Annotated in this window: 20 protein-coding genes; 5 read left to right on the forward strand and 15 right to left on the reverse strand. The window is 71.6% G+C overall.

Annotated elements, in window-relative coordinates; genetic code table 11:
- Positions 1-296: 296 nt before the first annotated feature.
- The 6 genes from ACTVZO_RS04655 to ACTVZO_RS04680 all read right to left on the reverse strand — a co-directional run bounded on the left by ACTVZO_RS04655 (position 297) and on the right by ACTVZO_RS04680 (position 6147).
- Entirely contained in the window at positions 297-662 is a 366-nt protein-coding gene (locus ACTVZO_RS04655) for an iron chaperone (protein ID WP_443297127.1), read from the reverse strand.
- A 32-nt stretch (positions 663-694) separates the two neighbouring features.
- Entirely contained in the window at positions 695-1144 is a 450-nt protein-coding gene (locus tag ACTVZO_RS04660) for a universal stress protein (protein WP_443297128.1), read from the reverse strand.
- An 83-nt stretch (positions 1145-1227) separates the two neighbouring features.
- The gene (locus ACTVZO_RS04665; RefSeq protein ID WP_443297129.1) at positions 1228-3627 is read right to left on the reverse strand and encodes a glycoside hydrolase family 65 protein; all 2400 of its coding nucleotides are present in this window, start codon (positions 3625-3627) and stop codon (positions 1228-1230) included.
- A complete protein-coding gene (locus ACTVZO_RS04670; RefSeq protein WP_443297130.1) occupies positions 3624-4382 on the reverse strand; it encodes an HAD family hydrolase in 759 nt (252 codons plus the stop codon). The genes ACTVZO_RS04665 and ACTVZO_RS04670 overlap by 4 nt, the downstream gene beginning before the upstream one ends.
- Positions 4379-5065 carry a helix-turn-helix domain-containing protein gene (locus tag ACTVZO_RS04675; RefSeq protein WP_443297131.1) on the reverse strand — a complete coding sequence of 229 codons (687 nt, stop codon included), beginning with the start codon at positions 5063-5065 and terminating at the stop codon, positions 4379-4381. Before ACTVZO_RS04675 ends, ACTVZO_RS04670 begins: the two co-directional genes overlap by 4 nt.
- 5 nt (positions 5066-5070) lie before the next feature.
- Positions 5071-6147 carry a zinc-dependent alcohol dehydrogenase family protein gene (locus ACTVZO_RS04680; protein WP_443297132.1) on the reverse strand — a complete coding sequence of 359 codons (1077 nt, stop codon included), beginning with the start codon at positions 6145-6147 and terminating at the stop codon, positions 5071-5073.
- Between the two features lie 175 nt (positions 6148-6322).
- Between ACTVZO_RS04680 and ACTVZO_RS04685 the strand changes: the two genes are divergently transcribed.
- The 3 genes from ACTVZO_RS04685 to ACTVZO_RS04695 all read left to right on the forward strand — a co-directional run bounded on the left by ACTVZO_RS04685 (position 6323) and on the right by ACTVZO_RS04695 (position 8973).
- Positions 6323-7744, forward strand: a complete 1422-nt coding sequence (locus ACTVZO_RS04685; RefSeq protein ID WP_443297133.1) for an MBL fold metallo-hydrolase RNA specificity domain-containing protein — start codon at positions 6323-6325, stop codon at positions 7742-7744.
- Positions 7745-7838: 94 nt separating this feature from the next.
- A complete protein-coding gene (locus tag ACTVZO_RS04690; protein WP_443297134.1) occupies positions 7839-8309 on the forward strand; it encodes a cyclic nucleotide-binding domain-containing protein in 471 nt (156 codons plus the stop codon).
- A gap of 10 nt (positions 8310-8319) precedes the next feature.
- A complete protein-coding gene (locus ACTVZO_RS04695) occupies positions 8320-8973 on the forward strand; it encodes a CBS domain-containing protein (protein WP_443297135.1) in 654 nt (217 codons plus the stop codon).
- 83 nt (positions 8974-9056) lie between these two features.
- Here ACTVZO_RS04695 and ACTVZO_RS04700 read toward each other — a convergent pair whose 3' ends face one another.
- The 5 genes from ACTVZO_RS04700 to ACTVZO_RS04720 all read right to left on the reverse strand — a co-directional run bounded on the left by ACTVZO_RS04700 (position 9057) and on the right by ACTVZO_RS04720 (position 14678).
- Complete coding sequence (locus ACTVZO_RS04700; protein WP_443297136.1) at positions 9057-10664, reverse strand: DUF6119 family protein; 1608 nt, start codon at positions 10662-10664, stop codon at positions 9057-9059.
- 293 nt (positions 10665-10957) lie between these two features.
- Entirely contained in the window at positions 10958-12148 is a 1191-nt protein-coding gene (locus ACTVZO_RS04705) for an acyl-CoA dehydrogenase family protein (RefSeq protein WP_443297137.1), read from the reverse strand.
- Between the two features lie 115 nt (positions 12149-12263).
- Entirely contained in the window at positions 12264-12815 is a 552-nt protein-coding gene (locus tag ACTVZO_RS04710; protein WP_443297138.1) for a DinB family protein, read from the reverse strand.
- Positions 12816-12942: 127 nt separating this feature from the next.
- The gene (locus ACTVZO_RS04715; protein WP_443297139.1) at positions 12943-13779 is read right to left on the reverse strand and encodes a class II fructose-bisphosphate aldolase; all 837 of its coding nucleotides are present in this window, start codon (positions 13777-13779) and stop codon (positions 12943-12945) included.
- Positions 13776-14678, reverse strand: coding sequence for an SIS domain-containing protein (locus tag ACTVZO_RS04720; RefSeq protein WP_443297140.1), 903 nt, complete (start codon positions 14676-14678; stop codon positions 13776-13778). The genes ACTVZO_RS04715 and ACTVZO_RS04720 overlap by 4 nt, the downstream gene beginning before the upstream one ends.
- Positions 14679-14824: 146 nt before the next feature.
- Here ACTVZO_RS04720 and ACTVZO_RS04725 point away from each other — a divergent pair, with 146 nt between their 5' ends.
- Positions 14825-15604 (forward strand): DeoR/GlpR family DNA-binding transcription regulator, encoded by a 780-nt coding sequence (locus ACTVZO_RS04725; protein WP_443297141.1) that lies wholly within the window; start codon positions 14825-14827, stop codon positions 15602-15604.
- Between the two features lie 16 nt (positions 15605-15620).
- Here the strand turns inward: ACTVZO_RS04725 and ACTVZO_RS04730 are convergent, their stop codons facing one another.
- From ACTVZO_RS04730 to tdh, 3 genes are all read right to left on the reverse strand, one after another.
- Complete coding sequence (locus tag ACTVZO_RS04730) at positions 15621-16535, reverse strand: LysR substrate-binding domain-containing protein (RefSeq protein WP_443297142.1); 915 nt, start codon at positions 16533-16535, stop codon at positions 15621-15623.
- Between the two features lie 12 nt (positions 16536-16547).
- Positions 16548-17756 carry a glycine C-acetyltransferase gene (locus tag ACTVZO_RS04735; RefSeq protein WP_443297143.1) on the reverse strand — a complete coding sequence of 403 codons (1209 nt, stop codon included), beginning with the start codon at positions 17754-17756 and terminating at the stop codon, positions 16548-16550.
- A 144-nt stretch (positions 17757-17900) separates the two neighbouring features.
- Entirely contained in the window at positions 17901-18929 is a 1029-nt protein-coding gene (gene tdh / locus ACTVZO_RS04740) for an L-threonine 3-dehydrogenase (protein WP_443297144.1), read from the reverse strand.
- 214 nt (positions 18930-19143) lie between these two features.
- Here tdh and ACTVZO_RS04745 point away from each other — a divergent pair, with 214 nt between their 5' ends.
- The gene (locus ACTVZO_RS04745; protein ID WP_443297145.1) at positions 19144-20055 is read left to right on the forward strand and encodes an alpha/beta hydrolase fold domain-containing protein; all 912 of its coding nucleotides are present in this window, start codon (positions 19144-19146) and stop codon (positions 20053-20055) included.
- A gap of 52 nt (positions 20056-20107) precedes the next feature.
- On the opposite strand, the gene ACTVZO_RS04750 is transcribed toward ACTVZO_RS04745, so the two are convergent.
- On the reverse strand, positions 20108-20854 hold the full coding sequence (locus tag ACTVZO_RS04750) for a class I SAM-dependent methyltransferase (RefSeq protein ID WP_443297146.1): 747 nt from the start codon (positions 20852-20854) through the stop codon (positions 20108-20110).
- Positions 20855-20961: the final 107 nt, after the last annotated feature.

Genomic DNA, 20961 nt, shown 5'->3' on the forward strand with positions numbered 1-20961 from the left:
CGGCGCGGGCCTGTGGGGCTGCTTGGGCCGGGTCTGGATCCGAATGCGCTGCATCGTGGTCACCCTCTTCGGAAGGCGGCGCCGGATTGGCGTCTGGGTTCCACGATCACGCAGTAGGCCAGGAAGACCGCAGTGCCGAGGGGGCCATTCACGCGGGGCCGATCGGCCCAGGTCCCGGTACTGAGTGGCTGCCTGGCCTGCGGCAGGACTGTGTCCGTCCTGCTCAGGACCATGCCGGAAACACCGTTCACCACGCGCCGGGCCGCCGATGACCACGGCGAGGGGGGACGGGAGCCTCAGCAGACCTTCCCGGGCCGGGCAGCCGTCGCTTTGAGGAGGTCCCGCAGCAGGTCGAAGTCGATGCTCGCCGGCCTGCGGAACCGCAGGCACCCCTTGCCCATGTCCTGCTCGGCCAGCCGTTCCTCGAACGCTTCGCGAACGTCACTGCGCATGAGATAGAAGGAGATGTACTGCTTCTGGCTGGCAAACGCGATCTCGCAGGCGCCGTCGCGCTCGTACGCGGGCATCCCGTAAGCCATGACTTCGTCGAAGCCGACCAACTCTTCACGGCACAGCTGCCGCACCTTGGCCAATGCGCCCCTGCGCTCCTCGGGAACCTCGGTCAGGTAGCCGTCGACGTCGCCTGCCTTGCTCTGCACCATTCCGTGAGGTTATGCGCCAGCCCGAGGTGGAGCTATTCGACGGGGATGTCCGCCCGGACGATGGTGATCGGGCACGGTGCGTGGAGCGCCGTCTGGTGGCTCACCGAACCGAGCAGGGCTCGGCTGAAGCCGCCGCGACCACGGCTGCCCACGACCAGCATGTCCGCGCCGTCTGCCGCATCCACCAGGACGTCTACTGGATTGCCGCGTACCAGGCGCTGGTGCACGGAGGAGGCGCCGTCCTCACCGAGGACCGAGCGGACCTCCTCGACCAGACGTCGCTCGGCCTCCTCCTCGTCGAACGTGGTGTCCACCGCTGGGGCCGACCATGATGCGGCACCGGGGAGGTCCCATGCCGCGACCGCCTCCACTCGTCCGCTCACCAGCCCTGCGTACCGGACCGCCCAGCGCAGCGCGGCCTGGGACGAGGGCGATCCGTCGACGCCCACCACGATCCGCGGAGCCTCTTGCTGCCTGTCCATTCCGCTCATCCTTCCGACGGCTGATACATCCACAGTGTGCGCATTGCGCACGCAGCGCCACGCGAGCATGCGGCGACTGCCGATCAACCCTTGGGTAGCCGGAACCACCGCTCCTGGCCTGCGGAAATGCGTTCGTGCCGGTCTCCGGGCAGGACCAGGGGCACCGGGCCCAGAAGTGACGAAGGGACGCTTATGCCGAGCCGGCCGGGCCGGAACCGGATGCGGATGTCCCGGTGCCCCAGGTAGGAGATCGAGAACGAGGAACCGGGCACTTCGGAGAGGGGCACCGGGTCGATGTGCAGGCCGTCGCCGTGGGGCTCGAGTCCGACGATGCCGCGCTCGACGAGGTCCAGGGTGCCGCCCATGGCACCGAGGTGGATCCCCTCGCCCGTGGTGCCGCCCTGGACGTCCGTGATGTCACCGAGCAGGGCTTCCTGGCAGTAGCGCCAGGCATCCGGGCCCTGCTCCCGGGCCAGGACCCAGCCGTGGACGAGGCTGCTCAGCGTGGAGCCGTGACAGGTCCGCCGCAGGTAATGGTCCACCGTCCGGCGCCAGAGGCCGTCGTCAAGGCGGTGTCCGAGCCGAAGGAAGAGTTGCTCCAGCTCTGCGGGGCGGAAGAGGTACCCGAGCATGAGGGTGTCGGCCTGCTTGGACGCCTGGTAGCGGTTGGGCGTGTCGCCTTCGGCTTCCAGGATGCGGTCCAGGCGGCGGATGTCGTGGTAGCGGGCTCGGTAGCCGTCCCAGTCGAGCTCGGCCAGGTCGCCGTAGCCGTGGAACTGGCTGATCACGTCGCGGTGGAACGGCACGTACAGGCGGCGGGAGACGTCCTCCCAGACGGTGAGGTCGTCGGGGCCGATGCCCAGTTGCGTGAGGAGCTCGGCGCGTCGGGCGGTAGGGAGTTCCCCGTACAGGTCGAGGGCGCGGGCCAGCACCCATGCGGCGGTGACGTTGGTGTAGGCGTTGTCGTCGATGCCGGGGGCGGCGGCGTCCGGGTAGGCGTCGTGGTACTCGTCCGGTCCGACGACGCCGCGGATCCGGTAGCGGCCGAGGTTGGTGTCCCACGTCGCCGTGTCCGCCCAGAAGTGGGCCGTGTGCAGCAGGAGTTCGGCGCCCGGGCCGTGCATGAATCCGGCGTCGCCGGTGGCCAGCCCGTACTGCCACACGTTCCAGGCGATGGCCGACCCCACGTGGTGCTGGAGGTGGGAGTGGTCCGGCAGCCAGCGGCCGGAGCGTGGATTGAGGTGCAGGCGCTGGGTCTCCTCGGTGCCGGAACTGCCGCTCTGCCAGGGGAACATGGCTCCTTTCGCCCCGGCCCGGCGAGCGGCCTCCCGGGCCGCGGGGAGCCGTCGGTGCCGGTACATCAGCAGGGCGCGGGCGGTCTCGGGGAGGTGGAGGTCCAGGAAGGGCAGGACGAACAGCTCGTCCCAGAAGACGTGGCCCCGGTACGCCTCGCCGTGCAGGCCGCGGGCGGGGACGCCGGCATCGAGCTCGGCGGTGTGCGGCGAGAGCGTCTGCAGGACGTGGAAGGCGTGCAGCCGCAGAACCTTGCCCGTCTCTCCGGGTACTTTCAACTCTCCTTCGCTCCAGAGGCGTTGCCAGGACGCCCGGTGGGAGTTCAGCAAGGAAGGGAAGTCCGGGGCGTGTGTGGCGCAGTCGATGCTCCGCCGCAGCGGATCGGCCGGGGGACGGTCGAGCGAGGTACACAGGGCGGCTGTCTTCACCACGACGACCGGGGCGGTCCGCTTGATCGGCAGGACGAACGTCTGCGTGGCGGCGGTGGCTGTGCACGCCCGGCCCACCGGCGCCAGTGGACGTGCCGTTGTCCGGACCGCGAGCCCCATCCGTATCCGGGAGGTGGCCGTGGTGCAGGCGATCCAGGCGGTGCCCTCCGCCTCGACTCCGGCCCGGTGCTCGACGAGGTGCCGCCCGGCCAGGGCGCGGTAGCGGTCGACTCCCGCGTTGGTGACGTCGCCGTCGAGTACGGACTCGATCTCGATCCGGCCGCTCCAGCCGTACGCTCTGAACACCGTGTTCTGAGCTGCCAGGTTCGGATCTCCCATGTGGACGAGGCGGGTGTGGGCGACGCCCAGGCGGCGGCCGTCGGCGTCGTGGAAGAGCATGCGGCGGGTGAGCGTCCCGGCACGCAGGTCCAGCGACACGTGGCTGTGGCGCAGGGTCGGGTGGTCGGGCGTGAGCCAGTCGCCGGGCGGTGCCCCCTCGGGCAGGCAGCGGTACCGCAGCGCGGTCCAGTCCGGCAGCCGGACCATGTCCTCGTTGGAGACCGTGCGTCCGCCGACTGCGGAGTCGAGCCGGTCGTAGCATCCCGCGAGGTAGGTGCCGGGGTAGTGGACGTCGTCGGCGACGCTTTCGGGGGCCGAACCACGCGTGGCGAAACGGCCGTTGCCCAGTGTGCAGAGGGACTCGACCAGCCGCTCGGTCTTGGGGTCGTAGCGGTGGTATTCCCAGCGCCAGGCCGTGGTCACGGGCGGTCGCCTTCGAGTGCGGCGGGCAGCCCGCCGAGGTCGGGGAGGACGAGATGGGCGCCGTGCGCGCGCAGGGCGTCCCTCATGTGCGGGTCGCCTTCGCGGTTGAGTCCCACCACCAGGCGGAAACCGCCTCGGTGTCCCGCTTCGACGCCGGCGAGTGCGTCCTCCACCACGGCGGTGTGACCGGGGGTCCCGCCGAGACGGCCGGCAGCTTCGAGGAAGAGGGCAGGGTCAGGCTTACCCGGAAGATCAAGTGCGGCCGCGTCCTGGCCGTCCACCAGGGTGTCGAAGTAGCCGATGAGCTCCGCGGCCTCCAGGAGGGAGCGGGCGTGCCGCGAAGCCGAGACGGCTGCGCATCGCACCTCCATCTCCCGTAGTCGCTGGAGCGCGGGCCGTACGTCGTCGAAGGTGCGGACGCCGTCGGTCCGCAGCATCGCGGAGAAGACCTCCTCCTTGCGGGCGGCGACCGCGTGAACGGTGGTGCACCCGGGCGGATCCCCAGGCGTTCCCGGCGGGAGGCCGATGTGACGGGCGCCGAGGAAGGCGCGCACGCCGTCGAGGCGGGACCTGCCGTCGACCAGGTCCCGGTACTCGCGCACGGGGTCGAACGGACGCGGTCGTACCCCGGCGTACGACGGCTGCCACTCGGGCAGGCAGCCGTCGAAGGTCTCCTTCCAGGCGGCCGCGTGGCGGTCCGCCGTGGCGAGGAGCACTCCGTCGGTGTCGAAGACGACCGCGCGCAGGTCGCTCATGAGTCGTGCACCACGCGGCGGCCGGTGATCCGAGCGGGGGCGAGCTTCATCCAGTGGCTGCGCGGACCACCGGCCCAAGGTTGGGAGCGAGCCGTGGTGTTGAGGTGGTGGACCTCGTCCGGGTCGGTGACGGCTTCCAGTCCACCCACGGCCAGCACGCTCCAACCAGTGGCTGTCACGTCGTCGATGTTGTCGATCTCGAAGGCGACCTCGGTACCTGCCGCTCTGGCCGTGACGGCTTCCGCAGAGGTGCGGAAGGCGATGTCGGGTCCTGCGATCAGGTAGTTGACGGGGAGGACGGCCGGGCCTTCGGGGGTGAAGACGGCGATGCGGCCGACGCCGTGCGTGTTCAGCAGCCGCCGGCATTCGGTCTCGTCCAGCGGTACGAGCGTACTGTCGCGCCGGGCGGTGGCTCGGCCCGCGACGCGGTGGGCACTGGCACCGGTCAGGTCGTCGACGGTGAGGCCGAGGGCGTCGGCCACCCGGACCAGGGTGCCGATGGCAGGACTGGCGGCGTGCTCCTCGAGGTAGGCGATGTACGTGCCGTCGGCGCCGCACCGCCGCCCCAGTTCGTCGCGGCTCAGGCCGAGGGCTTCGCGGCGGGCCGCCAGGCGGCGGCCCAGGTCGGTGCGTCCGGCCATCTCGCCGGACTGCTGCGGGTGGGTGCTCGGCGTGCTCTTCACGGCGCTCACTGCTCCTGGGGCGGTACGGCGACCGTGTCGTGCTGCGGTCCGCCGAGCACGACCTTGAGGGCGCCGGTTTCGCCGGCGCGGGAGAAGACGTCGTACGCCTCTTCCATCTGGTCCAGTTCGAAGCGGTGGGTGACCATCGCTGTACCGGGGAGGCGGCCGGCGGCCATCATGCGCAGCAGCATGGGGGTGGAGTGGGTGTCGACGAGGCCGGTGGTGATGGTGACGTCCTTGATCCACAGGTCTTCGAGGTGGAGGACGGCGGGCTTGCCGTGGACGCCGATGTTGGCGACCCGTCCGCCTGGGCGGACCATACGGGTGCACATCTCGAAGGCCTCGGGCACGCCGACGGCCTCGATGACCACGTCCGCCCCGAGCCCGTCCGTGAGGTCCTCCACCAAGCGCTCGGGCTCTTCGTCCGCGCTCGCGGTGGCATCGGCGCCGAGGTCGCGTGCGGCAGCGAGCCGGGACGCGGCGAGGTCGACGGCGATGATCCGCCCGGGGCTGTAGAGCTGTGCGGTGGCGATGGCGGCCAGGCCGATGGGGCCGGCGCCGACCACGACGACGGTGTCGCCGGGGCGCACGTTGCCGTTGAGCACGCCGACCTCGTAGGAGGTCGGGAAGATGTCGGCGAGCAGGACGGCGTCGTGGCTGGCCAGGGCGCTGGGCAGCGGGTGGATGGAGAGGTCGGCGAAGGGGACGCGTACGTATTCGGCCTGGGTGCCGTCGATGGTGTGGCCCAGGACCCAGCCGCCGCCTCCGCGGCACTGTCCGTAGTGGCTCTCGCGGCAGAAGCGGCAGCGGCCGCAGGCGGAGATGCAGGAGATCAGGACGCGGTCGCCGGGGCGGACGCTACGGACGTCGCCGCCGGTCTCGACGACGGTCCCGACGGCCTCGTGGCCCAGGATCCGGCCGGGGGTCACTTCGGGCACGTCGCCCTTGATGATGTGCAGGTCGGTGCCGCAGATGGTGACGGCGTCGACCCTGATGATCGCGTCGGCGGCGTCCTTGATGGAGGGGTCCGGGACGTCCTGCCAGGAGGTCTGCCCGGGACCGTGGAAGACGAGTGCCTTCATGGCGGGCCTTCTCTCTGTGTGCTGTGCGGGAGGGTTCACCGTCAGGCTGTGCCTGTGTCCCTCCGTCGCGCTTGGGCCGGTCGGCCCCTACCAGGGGCCGGTAGGTCCCCAGCGGGCAGCACGTTCCGGTGCGACGGTGGAGACCGGTATCCGTTCCGAAAGGAGGGCTGCTGCCATGTCCCAGTCAGCCCCATCCCCTGCTTCCGCCCGCCCGGCCCTGCTGAGGTTCCTCGGCGGCGTGCGGACGGTCACCGGCAGCAAGTTCCTGGTCGAGAGCGACCACGCCCGGATCCTCGTCGACTGCGGACTATTCCAGGGTGTCGCGGACCTGCGCCGCCGCAACTGGGACAAGATGCCCTGCGATGCCTCCGACATCCACGCCGTCGTCGTGACCCACGCCCACCTGGACCACTGCGGCTACCTGCCTCGACTGGTCCGGCACGGCTTCCGCGGCCCGATCCTGACCAGCGCCCACACCGCCCGGCTCGCCGAGATCGTGCTCCGCGACAGCGCCCGCCTCCAAATGGAAGCCGCCGAGCACGCCAACCAGCACGGCTGGTCCAAGCACCGCCCCGCCAAGCCGCTCTACGACGATGACGACGTCGAGCACACGATCAAGTACTTCGACCCGGTACCGGTGGGCAGCGAGATCGAGATCATGGCCGGCACGAAGCTGATGCTGCACCACGGCGGTCACATCCTCGGCTCCGCCTGGGCCCACCTGACTTTGGAAGACGGCCACACCCTCGCCGTCAGCGGCGACCTCGGCCGCCCCGGCCACCCGCTCCTCCTGCCGCCCGAGCCGTTCTCCGGCGCCGACGTCCTGCTGATGGAGTCGACGTACGGCAACCGCCACCACGACCACGAGAGCGCCCGCCGGGAATTCGCCTCGGTGATCACCCGGACGCTGTCCCGTGGCGGAACCGTGGTCATCCCGGCCTTCGCGATCGACCGCACCGAGGTCGTCCTGCACGAGCTGGCCACCCTGCGCAGCGACGGCACCCTGCCCCGCCACGTACCCGTCTACGTCGACAGCCCCATGGCCCTCGCCGCCCTCGACGTCTACCGCGACGCCGTACGGGCCCACTCCCCCGAGCTGCGCCCCGAGATCCTCGCCCAAGGCGAGGCGGCGATCAGCCCGGAGCCCTTCCTGGCCGCCCGGACCGTCCAGGAGTCCATCGACATCAACAACGCCACCGGACCGGCGATCATCGTCTCGTCCGCCGGCATGGCCACCGGCGGCCGCGTCCTGCACCACCTCCACCGGATCCTGCCCGACCCCCGCAACGCCGTGGTCATCGTCGGCTTTGCCGCCGCCGGTACCCGCTCCCGCGACCTCGTGGACGGCGCCCGCACACTCAAGATGTTCGGCGAGTACGTCCCCGTACGCGCCGAGGTCGCCGACGTCCCGCACTTCTCCGCACACGCCGACGCCGACCAGATCATCGACTGGCTGCGGGCCGCTCCGGCCCCGCACACCACCTACCTGGTCCACGGCGAGGAGAGCGCCGCCGAAACCCTGCGGGACCGGATCGACGACGAGCTGGGATGGACGGCCGTCGTACCCAAGTCCGGGGAGGCCGTCCTGGTCCGCTGAGGTGGGCCGGGCGGTCCCTCGGTGTGCACCGCGCGGCCCTCCCGGGCACGGCGGCCCACCGAGCAGGGTGGATGCGAAGGGTTGGAGGCACTCCATGAGCACCATGCACACCATCCTCGAAGCGATGGCACCCGAAGCCCGCGAGGCCCTGCTCGCCCACTCCCACCAGGTGACCTTCCCGGCCGGCACGCGCATCTTCAACGAACGTCGGCGGGCCGAGAAGTTCTGGATCATCCAGTGCGGCACCGTGGACCTCGACACCCACGTCCCCGGCCCCAAGAACGTGGTCGTCGACACTCTCGGCTACGGCGAGCTCCTCGGCTGGTCTTGGATGTTCCCTCCCTACAGCTGGCACCTCGGCGCCACCGCCTCCCACGAGGTACGCGCCCTGGAATTCGACGCCGCGGCCGTACGCGAGCTGTGCAACGAGGACTCCGCCGTCGGCCGGTCCGTCTCCATCACCGTGGCCGCCGTCATCGCCGACCGGCTCGACTCCGCCCGCACCCGGCTCCTCGACCTGTTCGCCCCTCACGGCAGCGGCACCCCGCTCGCCTACGCACGCTGAGGACCCCGCCATGACCTCCACCCCGTACACCGTCGCCGACGTCATGACCACCAAGGTCATCGCCGTCACCCCATCGACCGGCTTCAAGGACATCGCCACCGCGATGGAACGGTGGAAGGTCACCGCCCTCCCCGTCATCGAGGGCGAGGGACACGTGGTCGGTGTGGTCTCCGAGGCCGATCTCCTCCCCAAGGAGGAGTTCCACGAGCACCGCCCGGGCCTGATCGAGCAGATGCGCCGGCTGGGCGACACCGCCAAGGCGGGCTCCACCCGGGCCGAGAACATGATGACCACCCCGGCCGTCACGATCCGCCCCGACGCCACGCTCCCTCAGGCCGCCCACCTCATGGCCGACCGGCACATCAAGCGCCTCCCGGTCGTCGACGGCGACGGCACCCTCAAGGGCATCGTCAGCCGCGCCGACCTCCTGAAGGTCTTCCTCCGCACCGATGAAGACCTCACCACCGAGATCCGCCGAACGGTCGTCGACCGCCTCTTCCCCCTCTCCCACGAGGCGGTCAAGGTCACCGTGTTCCAAGGGATCGCCACCCTGACCGGCGAGGTCCGCGACGGCAGCCTGATCCCCTTGGCCGAACGCCTCGCCCGGTCCGTCGAGGGCATCGTCGACGTCCACTGCCGACTGGATGCACCGGCCGAGGCGTGAAGTCCGACCGCGGAGCCGTGCTGGGACGATGCCGCGCAGAGGCCCGTACCGACGAGGAGCGCAGCGACGACCAGGCCCTGCGGTCAGCGCCGGATGGCGATGACCTCGACGTCCGCGTTCATGGCGCGCAGCCTCCGCACCGCTTGTAGCAGCGAGACTTGAGCGAAGGCGAAGAGAGAGTCGACGGCGATATCCTCGCCGTCCTTCAGCAGGATGCCGAAGACCACGCGGAGCGTACCGAAGTCTTGGATGAGGCGGTGGTTTGGGCTGTGGGCGGCTACCTGCTTGAGGAACTTGGCTCGCACCTCCGCATCACTCCGCAAGGTCTCCACGGCGACCACCCCTTGGGCGAAGAGGTGGTTGAGGGGGGCGGTACTCGAAGTGGCCTTCTTGACGCAGATCAGCTGACTGTCAGGGCCCAAGACGTCGCAGATCTCCAACCCCCCGCCCTTGAATTTGCTGGTGCGGACATTCTTCTTGTCGAAGAGGAGGTACCCGTCCTGCTCCGCTGCCCGGTGGTTGAACCAGTCTTCATCGTGGGAATCTTGACCGTCTGAGTTGAGCGGTCCCCTCGTCCAGCTGGGCAGCGTGACGGTCCGCGGGGCCTCGAAGAGGCTGGTGAGCTCCTCTTCGAGGGTTTCGATGAAGCCAGCTCCCACCTCAAACCATTTTCCGTTGCCGTAGAACAGCCGGTCGGGGTTGGCCTGTATGTCAGCGATCAGCCACTCCTTGCCATTGGTGGCGACGCCGGCAGGGGTTTGGCAGTCGTCGTCGCTGAACATGGTCACCCGGACGTCGGCGAGCGCCTTCAGTCGCTCGCCGTGCGGCTTGTCCTTCACGAAGGCCAGCAGCTGGCTCAATTCGAGTTCGTTGGTTTCGATCACTCGGGCTCCGCGTCGGATGCGGAACGCCTGGGCCGAGCTGTGGCTTTCCTGACAGGCGTCGGGAACTCCGGTGGTCAGGCGGGGACTGCCCGGGTCTGCGAGGAGGCCCTCAAGGATTTTCTGGGCTTCGACAGCCTTGCGGCTGCCGTTGTTGAGGGTATGGACCCTGCTGACGAATCGCAGCTGAGGTAGCGGATCGGGTCTTGCGCAGACGTCTTCGATCGTCCGTAGGTCGCTGAGGAACTCTTCCAGGCTGGTGGCCAGAGGGAGTTTTATGGTGGCCTGGGAGCATTCGACCCGCACTCGACGTATCCGGCCCGATTCCAATGACGTCAGCGCCAGCCCGCTTACGGTGCCGCATATGCGGCGGACGACAGCACCAAAGCGGTCCAGTCCGAAATCGTCGATGCGTTCGCCGCGCGAGACCGAGTACTCGTCGACCCTGCCCCGGCCGTCCATGATCTGATTGCGGACCTTGATGACTCCGGCGTCGTCGAGGCAGCGGGTTGCGAATTCCAGCCCGAACTCATCGTCGCGGTAGTAGGGGTCCAGCATGTGGTGCCCTACTCCGTAACTCAGCGCGTAGACCCCACGGGCCGTACGCATGATGACTAGGCCGGCTGCAGCGCGATTCCTTTCGTTGACGTTGAGGCCGGTGATGGACTCGACGGTGTCGCACCAGTCAGCGCGCTCGCGAGGGACTCCTCCCGTCACCAGCAGTCCCTCGATGCCTTCACGGGTGAAGTTCCGGACCTCATAGTCGGCGCCGTCAAGGTACCTGTCACGCACGAACTCGCTCAGCTCCACGGCATGCCCTTCGGCCCTCAACCGGTGGAGCGTGGACTTACGGGTGGCGGGTCGGGTTCTGCGGGTATCGCCCAAGGTGGCCTCCACGCACGTACAACGCAGGACCTACCAAGAAAGCAGACAGGAGGCGTCCCCGCCACTGAACTGACCACCCGAGTTTCGCGCGGATGGCAGCCGAGAAGGGATGCCAGCAAGGGCGGACTGGGGGTATCTGAGCCCACCGAGCGTTCGCACGCACGTCCGGTGACAACAACGGCTGTTATGTGCCAACTATCGTTGTGAGTCACAGCCCGTCAGCGGCGGACGCGTGGCATGCCGAGGCCGATCCAGGAGATGATCTCGCGCTGGATCTCGTTGTTGCCGCCGCCGAAGGTGAAGATGACGGCGCTGCGGTAGCCGCGTTCGAGTTCGCCGTGCAGGACCGCACCGGCGGAGCCGTCCTTGAGGGACCCGGCCGCGCCGACGACCTCCATCAGCCAGGCGTAGGCGTCGCGGCGGGCCTCGGAGCCGTAGACCTTGACCGCGGAGGCGTCCTGGGGGGTGAGGGTGCCGGACTGGACGGCGTTCACCATCTGCCAGTTGAGCAGTTTCATCGCGTCGAGCCGGGCGTGGGTGCGGGCCAGGCGGCCGCGGACCCAGGACAGGTCGATGACCCGGCGGCCGTCGGCGAGCTTGGTGTCGGCGGCCCAGCGCTGGACGTCGTGCAGGGCACGGATGGCCATGGTGCCGTGGGCGGCGAGGGTGACGCGCTCGTGGTTGAGCTGGTTGGTGATCAGGCGCCAGCCCTTGTTCTCCTGGCCGACCCGGCGGGCGGCGGGGACGCGGATGTCCTCGTAGTAGCTGGCGGTGGTGTCGTGCGAGGCGAGCGTGTTGATGAGGGTGCAGGAGTAGCCGGGGTCGGCGGTCGGCACCAGGAGCATGGTGATGCCCTTGTGGGCGGGGGCCTGCGGGTCGGTGCGCACCGCGAGCCAGACCCAGTCGGCGGTGTCGCCGTTGGTGGTCCAGATCTTCTGCCCGTTCACCACGTAGGTGCCGGTCTCCTCGTCGCCCTCGCGGACCGCCTTGCACTTGAGCGCGGCGAGGTCGGTGCCGGCGTCCGGCTCGCTGTAGCCGATGGCGAAGTCGATCTCGCCGGCGAGGATCTTCGGCAGGAAGTACGCCTTCTGCTCGTCGGTGCCGAACTGCATGATGGTCGGCCCGACGGTGTTGAGCGCCATCAGGGGCAGCGGTACGACGGCCTGCGCCGCCTCGTCGAAGAAGATGAACTGGTCCATCGGCGACATCCCGCGGCCGCCGTACTCCTTCGGCCAGCCGACCCCGAGCCATCCGTCGGCCCCGAGCCGGCGGATGGTCTCCCGGTAGAAGCGCTTCTGGGCGGCCGGGTCCTCGTAGCGGGCGTAGACGTCCTCGGGCACCAGATCGGCGAAGTAGGCGCGCAGCTCGGTGCGCAACTGCTGCTGCTCAGGCGTGTATTCGAGGTGCACGGCCCCTCCGGGTGTCTCGCGGTCCAGCCGGTCGCTGTGTGGCGGCGGTCAGATTAGAACCAGTTCCAGAAATTCGGAAGGGGCGCGGGAGGGCCGGACGTGCCTGCGGGCGCGTTCAGATGCCGAGGGCCCCGTCGATCCGCTCGCGCAGCAGGTCGGCGTGGCCGTTGTGCCGCGCGTACTCCTCGACCATGTGGACGAGGACCCAGCGCAGGGAGACCCTCCCGCGCCACGCGTCGTCGCCCTCCACGTCGAGGTCGGGCGCCTCGGCCACGAAGCGGTCCGCGAACGCCACTTCGGCCCGCCAGGCCCGCCAGGCCTCGTCGACGGCCGCGGGTCCGCGGGCCGCCCCGTCGAAGCCCCCGTCGGGGTCCGCTTCCGACGAGAACAGGGGCTTGGCCTCCTGTCCCGCCAGCACGGCCCTGAACCAGCGGCGTTCGACGTCGGCCAGGTGGCGCACCAGGCCGAGCAGGGAGAGCGTGGACGGCTCCACGGACCGGCGGGACAACTCCTCCTCCACACCCGAGCACTTCAGCTCGAGGGTCGCTCGCTGGTCCGCCAGGAAGGCGGCCAGCACCCGCCGTTCGTCCCCGGTCGCCGGTCCGGTGAAGCGGCGGTCCGGCCCGGGTGCGGGGAAGACCTCGGCTCTGCTGCGTCGGTTCGTCATGCCCGCGATTATGGGACGGGGATCCGGCGGCGGGCTCGAGCGGGGTCGGGGTGCGGCGGGTGCCAGGGTGCGGGGGCGCGGGGGTGCGGGGGTGCGGGACGGCGCGGCAGGGGAGGCCGCGCGCCCGTCAGTTCAGGACGTTGATCATGGCCGTGGCCGTCTCCGCCATCGCCGTACGGGCCGCCGCCAGGTAGGGCCGGGGGTCCGCCGGGGTGAGGTGGGTGCGGATCGCCCCGGTCATGGCCACGTTCAGGGCGGTGCCGATGTTGACCTTGCGGATGCCGCCGGCGACGGCCGCCGCGAGCTCCGCGTCCGGCAGCCCCGAGGAACCGTGCAGGACCAGCGGCACGTCCACCGTCTTGGCGAGCCGGGCCAGCAGCGCGTGGTCCAGGGAGGCGGTCCGGCTGGTCATCGCGTGGGTGCTGCCGATGGCGACGGCCAGCGCGTCGACCCCGGAGTCGGCCACGAACCGGCGCGCCTCGTCGGGGTCGGTACGGGCGCCCGGCGCGTGCGGGTCCAGCGGGGCGGCGCCGTTCTTGCCGCCCACCTCGCCCAGCTCGGCCTCGATCCACAGCCCGTTGGCGTGCGCCCAGTCAGCGGCGGAGCGGGTGGCCTCCAGGTTCTCGGCGTACGGCAGGTGCGCGGCGTCGTACATCACCGAGCCGTACCCCGCGTCGCAGGCCTGGCGCAGCAGGTCGGAGCTCTTGACGTGGTCGAGGTGCAGGCCGACGGGCACCCCGGCGGCCTCGGCGCAGGCGGCGGCCGCGCGGGAGATGGGCAGCAGCCGACCGCCGCGGAACTTCACGGCGTTCTCGCTGAGCTGGAGGATGACCGGGAGCCCGGCCGCCTCGGCTCCCGCGACGACCGCTTCGGCGTGCTCCAGGGTGATGATGTTGAAGGCGGCGACGGCGCGGCCCGCGGCCACCGCCTCGCGGACGAGCGTGCCGGCGGGGACGAGGCTCATCGGACCGCCTCCTCTCCGGTGGTGAGGATCACCGAGCGCGTGAGGTGGCGCGGTGCGTCCGGGTCCAGTTGCTGGTGGGCGGCGACGGCGAGGGCGAGGCGGTGCACGCGGACCAGCTCGGCGAGCGGGTCGAGGCGGCCCGCCACCCACTGGGCGCCGGTGGCGCGCACCTGCTCGGCGAGCCCGTCGGGGGCCTCGTCGAGCGACCAGGTGACGGTGCCGGGCCCGGAGACGCTGATGGGTCCGTGCCGGTACTCCATCGCCGGGTAGGACTCGGCCCAGGACAGCGAGGCCTCGCGCATCTTCAGCGCGGCCTCGTTCGCGAGGCCGACGCTCCAGCCGCGGCCGAGGAAGGTGAACTGCCCGCGGCTCTCCAGCTCTGCGGGGAGCGGCTCGGCGAGCGCGGTGCGGGCGTCGGCGACCACCCGCGCGGAGTGCAGTCCGGCGTGGGCGCGGAGCAGGGTCAGCGCGGTGGTGGCGAACCGGGTCTGCACGACGGACCGCTCGTCGGCGAAGTCGAGGACGACGAGGTCGTCGGCGAGGGTCATCACCGGGGTCGCGGGATCCCCGATGACGGCGGTCGTGGGCACGCCCGCGTCGCGCAGGCCGGCCAGCAGGTCCAGCACCTCGGTGGTGGTCCCGGACCGGGTGAGGGCGACGACCCGGTCGTAGCGGCGGTGGCGCGGGAACTCCGAGGCCGGGAAGGCGTCGGTCTCGCCCTGGCCGGCCTCCTCGCGCGACACGGCGGCGGCCTGGGCCATGTAGTACGAGGTCCCGCACCCGACGATCGCGGTACGCTCCCCCGGCTGCGGCAGCACCGACCGCCTGGCCGGGGCCAGTTCGGCGGCCCGTTCCCAGCATTCGGGCTGTGTGCCCAACTCGTGCGCGACGTGGCTCATACAGGCTCCCTGGTGCGGCAGACGGGACTGAATGCGTTTTCCTGCAAGGTAGCGGGCATTTTCGCGCAACTTCAAGCATCTGCGAGGTGATCTCCTGAGTTAATCTCGGCGGGTAGGCCGATGGAGCACACCGAAGGGGGCGGCCGATGACCCGCAAGGAGCGCTGGCAGGCACTGCTGGACCTGCTGGTGGAGCGGGGCGAGGTGGAGGTGGAGCCGGCCGCCGAGGCGCTCGGCGTGTCCGCCGCGACGATCCGCCGCGACCTCGACCAGCTCGCCGAACAGCAGCTGCTGGTCCGTACGCGCGGCGGGGCCGTGCTGCACGGCGTCTCGTACGAACTGCCCCTGCGCTACCGCACCTCGCGCCGCGCGGCCGAGAAGCGCCGGATCAGCGAGGCGGTCGCCGCGCTGATCACCCCGGGCGAGGTGATCGGCCTGACGGGCGGCACCACGACCACCGAGATCGCCCGGGCCCTGGCCGCCCGGCCGGACCTGGCGCAGGGCTCCCCCGCGCTCACCGTGGTGACCAACGCCCTCAACATCGCGGGCGAGCTGGTGATCCGGCCGCAGTTCAAGATCGTGCTGACGGGCGGGGTGGCGCGCCCGCAGTCCTACGAGCTGACGGGCCCGCTGGCCGAGCAGGTGCTCGGGCAGCTCGCGGTGGACACCGCGGTACTGGGCGTGGACGGCTTCGACCCGGCCGACGGCGCGGCGACCCGCCACGAGGACGAGGCGTCGGTCAACCGGCTGCTCTGCGAGCGGGCCCGCCGGGTGGTGATCGCGGCGGACTCCAGCAAGCTGGGCGTACGCGCCTTCGCCCGGATCTGCCCGACCTCGTCGGTGCACGTCCTGGTGACGGACACGGGCCTGACGGCCGAGGTCGCCCGGGAGTTCGAGGCGGCGGGGGTCGAGGTGGTGAGGGTGTGACCGGACCGCGGCCGGGTCAGTGCGCGGGCAGCCGCTCCGACTCCCGGACCAGGGCGGCCAGGACCGGGGCGATGAGCGGGTGCACCTCGCCGCCGCGGCGGGTGGCCGCGAAGACCCGGCGGGTGGCGGCGGGGCCGGAGACCGGGCGGACCTGGACCTCCTTGAGGTCCATGCCGCGCAGCGCCGAACGCGGTACGAGGGCCACCCCGGCCCCCGCGCCCACCAGCGCGGTCACCGCGCGGAAGTCGTCGGAGCAGTGGACGAACCGGGGCTGGAAGCCGGCCAGTTCGCACGCCAGCAACGTCACGTCGTGGCAGGGGTTGCCGGGGTACTGGCCCACCCAGTCCGCGTCGGACAGGTCCGCGAGGGCCACGGCGGGCAGATCGGCCAGCGGATGCCCCGAGGGCAGCACGGCGTCGAAGGGCTCCGCGTACAGCGGCAGGACGGACAGCCGGGCGTCGTCCGCCCCGGGCCCGCCCCGGTACTCGACCGCCAGGGCCACGTCCGCCTCGCCGTCCAGCAGCAGCGGCAGGCTCTGGTCGCCCTCCGCGTCCCGCACCCGCAGCCGGATCCCGGGGTGCTCCAGCGCCAGCCGGGCGATGGCCGGGGCCAGTACCTCCGCGATGCCGGTCGCGAAGGCGGCCACGGTCACCTCGCCCGCCGAGCCGCCCGCGTACGCCGCGAGTTCGGCCTCCGCCCGCTCCAGCTGGGCCAGCACCTCGTGGGCGTGGCCGAGCAGGATCTCACCGGCCGCGGTGAGCCGTACGCCCCGGCCGCTGCGGGTGAGCAGGGCGTGGCCCGTCTCCTGTTCCAGAGCCGCGAGCTGCTGGGAGACGGCGGACGGGGTGAGGTACAGGGCTGCGGCCGCGGCGGTCACCGTACGGTGGTCCGCCACGGCCCGCAGGATGCGCAGCCGGCGGGGGTCGATCACCCCACCATTGTCTCAGGCCCCGTCGGCCACCAGCGCCGCACGGGCATCGGCGAACGCGGCGACCGCGCGCTCCACGTCGGCCGTCGAGTGGGCCGCCGAGAGCTGCACGCGGATGCGGGCCGCGCCCATCGGCACGACCGGGTAGGAGAAGCCGATCACGTAGACGCCGCGCTCCAGCAGCAGCTCGGCCATCCGGGCCGCCTCGGCCGCGTCGCCGATCATCACGGGGGCGATGGCGTGGTCGCCGGGCAGGATCTCGAAACCGGCCTCGGTCATCTTCGTGCGGAAGAGCGCGGTGTTGGCGGCGAGCTGCTCGCGCAGGTCGCCGGCCGACTCCAGCAGGTCGAGGACCTTGAGGGAGGCCGCCGCGATGACCGGGGCGAGGGAGTTGGAGAAGAGGTACGGGCGCGAGCGCTGGCGCAGCAGCTCGACGATCTCGGTGCGCGCCGCGACGTAGCCGCCGGAGGCGCCGCCCAGGGCCTTGCCGAGGGTGCCGGTGATGATGTCGACGCGGTCCATGACCCCGTGCAGCTCCGGGGTGCCGCGGCCGCCGGGGCCGACGAAGCCGACGGCGTGCGAGTCGTCGACCATGACCATGGCGTCGTAGCGGTCGGCGAGGTCGCAGATCTCCTGGAGGGGGGCGACGTAGCCGTCCATGGAGAAGACGCCGTCGGTGACGATGAGCTTGCGGCGGGCACCGCCCTCGGTGGCCTCCTTCAGGCGCGTCTCCAGCTCGGCCATGTCGCGGTTGGCGTAGCGGAAACGGCGGGCCTTGGACAGGCGGATGCCGTCGATGATCGAGGCGTGGTTGAGGGCGTCGGAGATGACCGCGTCCTCGGCGCCGAGCAGGGTCTCGAAGACACCGCCGTTGGCGTCGAAGCAGGAGGAGTAGAGGATGGTGTCCTCCTGGCCGAGGAACGCCGACAGCCGCGCCTCCAGCTCCTTGTGCACCTCCTGCGTGCCGCAGATGAAGCGGACCGAGGCCATGCCGTAGCCCCAGCGGTCGAGGGCGTCCTTCGCCGCGGCGACCACCTCGGGGTGGTCGGCCAGCCCCAGGTAGTTGTTGGCGCAGAAGTTGAGGACCTCGCCGGGAGCCCCGCCCGCGGTGACGGCGACGGCCGCGTTCTGCGGGGTGCCGATGACGCGCTCGGGCTTGTGCAGGCCGGCGGCGCGGATCTCGTCGAGGGTGGTGCGCAGGTCCTCGCGGACGGACTCGAACATGGTGCGGTTCTCCTTGTGCGGCGGAGGGCGACGGGCGGGAGGGGGGCCGGGCCCCGCGGAGGGGGGAGGGTGTGCGGGGCCCGGCCGGGGGGAGATGGTCTTTCGGTGCGCGGCGCGCGGAGGCGGGCTGCCGCCCGGCCGGTGCTACGCGGTCCAGTCCAGGATGATCTTGCCGCTGCGGGCGGTCGAGGCCTCGTCGAAGGCGGCGTCGAAGTCGCGGTGCGAGTAGCGGCCGGTGATGACCGGGCTCAGGTCGAGCCCGCCCTCCAGCAGCACCGTCATCGCGTACCAGGTCTCGAACATCTCGCGGCCGTAGATGCCCTTGATGGTGATCATCGAGGTGACCACCTTGGCCCAGTCGACCGGGAACTCCTGCGCGGGCAGGCCCAGCATGGCGATCCGGCCGCCGTGCGTCATGTTGTCGATCATGTCGCGCATGGCCTCGCCGCGGCCGGACATCTCCAGGCCGATGTCGAAGCCCTCGCGCAGGCCCAGCTGCGCCTGCGCGTCGGCGATGGAGGACTCGGCTACGTTCACCGCGAGCGTGGCACCCGCCTTGCGGGCGATCTCCAGCCGCTCGGGGCTGACGTCGGTGATCACCACGTTGCGCGCACCGGCGTGCCGGGCCACGGCCGCCGCCATGATGCCGATCGGGCCGGCGCCGGTGATCAGCACGTCCTCGCCGACGAGCGGGAAGGACAGCGCGGTGTGCACGGCGTTGCCGAATGGGTCGAAGATCGCCGCGACGTCCAGGTCCACCGCTGTCCGGTGCACCCACACGTTCTGCGCCGGCAGCACCACGTACTCGGCGAAGGCACCGTCGCGGCCGACCCCGAGGCCGATCGTGCTGCGGCACAGGTGGCGGCGCCCGGCCAGGCAGTTGCGGCACTTGCCGCACACCAGGTGGCCCTCGCCGCTGACCAGCGCGCCGATCTCGATGTCGCGGACGTCAGCGCCGAGGGCGGCGACCTCGCCGACGAACTCGTGACCGAGGACCAGCGGGGTCTTCACCGCGCCCTGCGCCCAGCCGTCCCAGGCCCGGATGTGCAGGTCGGTTCCGCAGATGCCGGTGCGCAGCACCTTGATCAGCACGTCGCCGGGGCCGTACTCGGGCTCGGGGACGTCCATGAGCCACAGTCCGGGTTCGGCCTTGTGCTTGACGAGTGCCTTCATGGGGGTGGCTCCAGGCATGCGGAAGGGGGCGCCGCACGGCGCGGGGGCGCGGACGGCATCGGTGACGCTCACCAATCTGCCGAGATGCCCGGTGATCAGTCCATCGAGACTTTCTTAAGCGGGTCGACAGCCCAGCTTCACGCCTATGCTCCTCCGATGACGGGGTAGGGTCCCGGGGCCGGGGGTGGTCCGGGGAAAAGGGGAGGTGAGGGGCGTGCCGAGTCTGCGCAGCAGGGCGCTGTCGGCGGCGCTGATCGCGACGGGACGGCGAAGACGGTTCGCGAGCGTCGAAGCGGTGCGGACCCGGGTGGCGGAGTCCGCCCGACGGCCCGCTTCCCATCTGCCGCCGCGCTCGCTGGGGCGGGTCGCGGAGATCTCGCGGACCTTCGTCGGGGCCTGGCCGGTGTACGAGGTCTCCCCGCGGGGGATCGAGCCCGCGGCCCGGGTGCTGTACGTGCACGGCGGCAGCTACATCAACGAACTCGTCCGCCCGCACTGGACGATGATCCGGACGCTGGTCACGCAGGCGCGGGCGCGGGTCGTCGTACCCGCGTACATCCTCGCCCCGCGCGGCACCGCCGACCGTACCGTCCCGGTCGCCGCCGACCTGCTCAGCGGCCTGATAGCGAGCGGGGGCTCGGGCGGGACCGTGCTCCTCGGGGACTCCGCCGGGGCCGGGCTGGCCCTGGCCGCCGCCCAGCGGCTGCGCGACCGGACCGGGGCGCAGCCCTCCCGGATCGTGCTGGTCTCGCCGTGGCTGGACGTGACCATGAGCCATCCGGACCAGGCGGGCATCGAGGCGGACGATCCGATGCTGGCCCGTCCGGGGCTGCGCGAGGCCGGGCGGCTGTACGCCGGGACCCTGGCCGCCGACGACCCCCGGGTGAGCCCGCTGCGCGGGTCCTTCGAAGGGCTGGCGCCGCTGACGGTGTTCACCGGGACCCGGGACGTGCTGACCACGGACAGCCGGGAGCTGGTGCGCCGGGCCCGCGCGGCCGGGGTGGAGGTGGAGTTCCACGAGGAGGCGGGGCTGCCGCACGTGTACCCGCTGCTGCCGCTGCCGGAGGGCCGGGCGGCCCGCGACCGGATCGTCGAGCTGGTCCGGGCGGCGGCCGCGGAGGTGTGAGGCTCCGGCCGGGGCCCGGTCCGCGGGACGGGCCCCGCGCCACGGACGGGCCCTACGCCACGCAGGTCATCAGGGAGCTGATCGGCCAGGCGCGGTAGGCCGTCCAGTACGCGTCGTCGTGTTCCGGATCGGCGGGCGGGGTCCGGTTCGGCTGCCATCCGATGGTGCTGAACCCCGCCTCGACGGCCGCTTCGGCGAGTTCGGAGTGGGCCCACTCGTGGAACTCGAAGGCCACCGGCGGTTCGGTGAGGAAGTGCGCCTTCAGCAGGGGCGCGTCGCCGGCCAGGACCCGGTCGAGGATGCGGACCCCGTACGGGGACCAGTCGACGCGCGGGAACGCCCCGGCGTTGGGCACGATGGCGAGCAGCCGTCCGCCCGCGCGCAGGCTGGCGCGGACCGAGCGGAACATCGCGTGCAGCGAGACCCGGTCGGGCGTGTGGTTGAAGGGGTAGACGGCGGTGGCGAGGTCGAACGGCCCGAGGGCGGGGAGGCCCGCGGCATCGGCGACGTGGTATTCGACGCTCCCGCCGGCCGGCCCGTCCTGCTCCGCGTGGTGCTCGCGGGCCAGCTTGATCATCTCCTCCGAGGCGTCCACGCCGACGGTCCGCCGGGCGCCGCCGCGGGCCAGCAGACGGGTGTTGTAGCCGTAGCCGCAGGCGAGGTCGAGGGCGTCGAGCCCGCGCACCCCGCCGAGGGCGTCGAGGGCCCCGTGGAGGGTGTAGGTGTCGGCCGCCGAGAAGGCCGCCGTGGTCCTGGACTCGGCGTACCGCTCGCCGAGGGTGTCGTACTGGAACCGCATGCTCTGCCTTCCGGTGGCCTGCCGGGCGGGGGGGGGGGGGGGGGGGGGGTGGGACGCGTGCGTATCGTGCCCCGCGGCGCGCCCGGCGCGCGGCCGTACACCCGTGC

Origin of the sequence: Streptomyces sp. IBSNAI002, assembly GCF_052244475.1 — a bacterium.
Taxonomy (GTDB): domain Bacteria; phylum Actinomycetota; class Actinomycetes; order Streptomycetales; family Streptomycetaceae; genus Streptomyces.

What these genes read in the sequence shown, in the direction of transcription:
- ACTVZO_RS04655 (WP_443297127.1), bottom strand. Translation starts at nt 662, where the DNA reads ATGGTGCAGAGCAAGGCAGGCGACGTCGACGGCTACCTGACCGAGGTT.
- ACTVZO_RS04660 (WP_443297128.1), bottom strand. Translation starts at nt 1,144, where the DNA reads ATGGACAGGCAGCAAGAGGCTCCGCGGATCGTGGTGGGCGTCGACGGA.
- ACTVZO_RS04670 (WP_443297130.1), bottom strand. Translation starts at nt 4,382, where the DNA reads ATGAGCGACCTGCGCGCGGTCGTCTTCGACACCGACGGAGTGCTCCTC.
- ACTVZO_RS04680 (WP_443297132.1), bottom strand. Translation starts at nt 6,147, where the DNA reads ATGAAGGCACTCGTCTTCCACGGTCCCGGGCAGACCTCCTGGCAGGAC.
- ACTVZO_RS04685 (WP_443297133.1), top strand. Translation starts at nt 6,323, where the DNA reads ATGTCCCAGTCAGCCCCATCCCCTGCTTCCGCCCGCCCGGCCCTGCTG.
- ACTVZO_RS04690 (WP_443297134.1), top strand. Translation starts at nt 7,839, where the DNA reads ATGAGCACCATGCACACCATCCTCGAAGCGATGGCACCCGAAGCCCGC.
- ACTVZO_RS04695 (WP_443297135.1), top strand. Translation starts at nt 8,320, where the DNA reads ATGACCTCCACCCCGTACACCGTCGCCGACGTCATGACCACCAAGGTC.
- ACTVZO_RS04710 (WP_443297138.1), bottom strand. Translation starts at nt 12,815, where the DNA reads ATGACGAACCGACGCAGCAGAGCCGAGGTCTTCCCCGCACCCGGGCCG.
- ACTVZO_RS04715 (WP_443297139.1), bottom strand. Translation starts at nt 13,779, where the DNA reads ATGAGCCTCGTCCCCGCCGGCACGCTCGTCCGCGAGGCGGTGGCCGCG.
- ACTVZO_RS04720 (WP_443297140.1), bottom strand. Translation starts at nt 14,678, where the DNA reads ATGAGCCACGTCGCGCACGAGTTGGGCACACAGCCCGAATGCTGGGAA.
- ACTVZO_RS04725 (WP_443297141.1), top strand. Translation starts at nt 14,825, where the DNA reads ATGACCCGCAAGGAGCGCTGGCAGGCACTGCTGGACCTGCTGGTGGAG.
- ACTVZO_RS04735 (WP_443297143.1), bottom strand. Translation starts at nt 17,756, where the DNA reads ATGTTCGAGTCCGTCCGCGAGGACCTGCGCACCACCCTCGACGAGATC.
- tdh (WP_443297144.1), bottom strand. Translation starts at nt 18,929, where the DNA reads ATGAAGGCACTCGTCAAGCACAAGGCCGAACCCGGACTGTGGCTCATG.
- ACTVZO_RS04750 (WP_443297146.1), bottom strand. Translation starts at nt 20,854, where the DNA reads ATGCGGTTCCAGTACGACACCCTCGGCGAGCGGTACGCCGAGTCCAGG.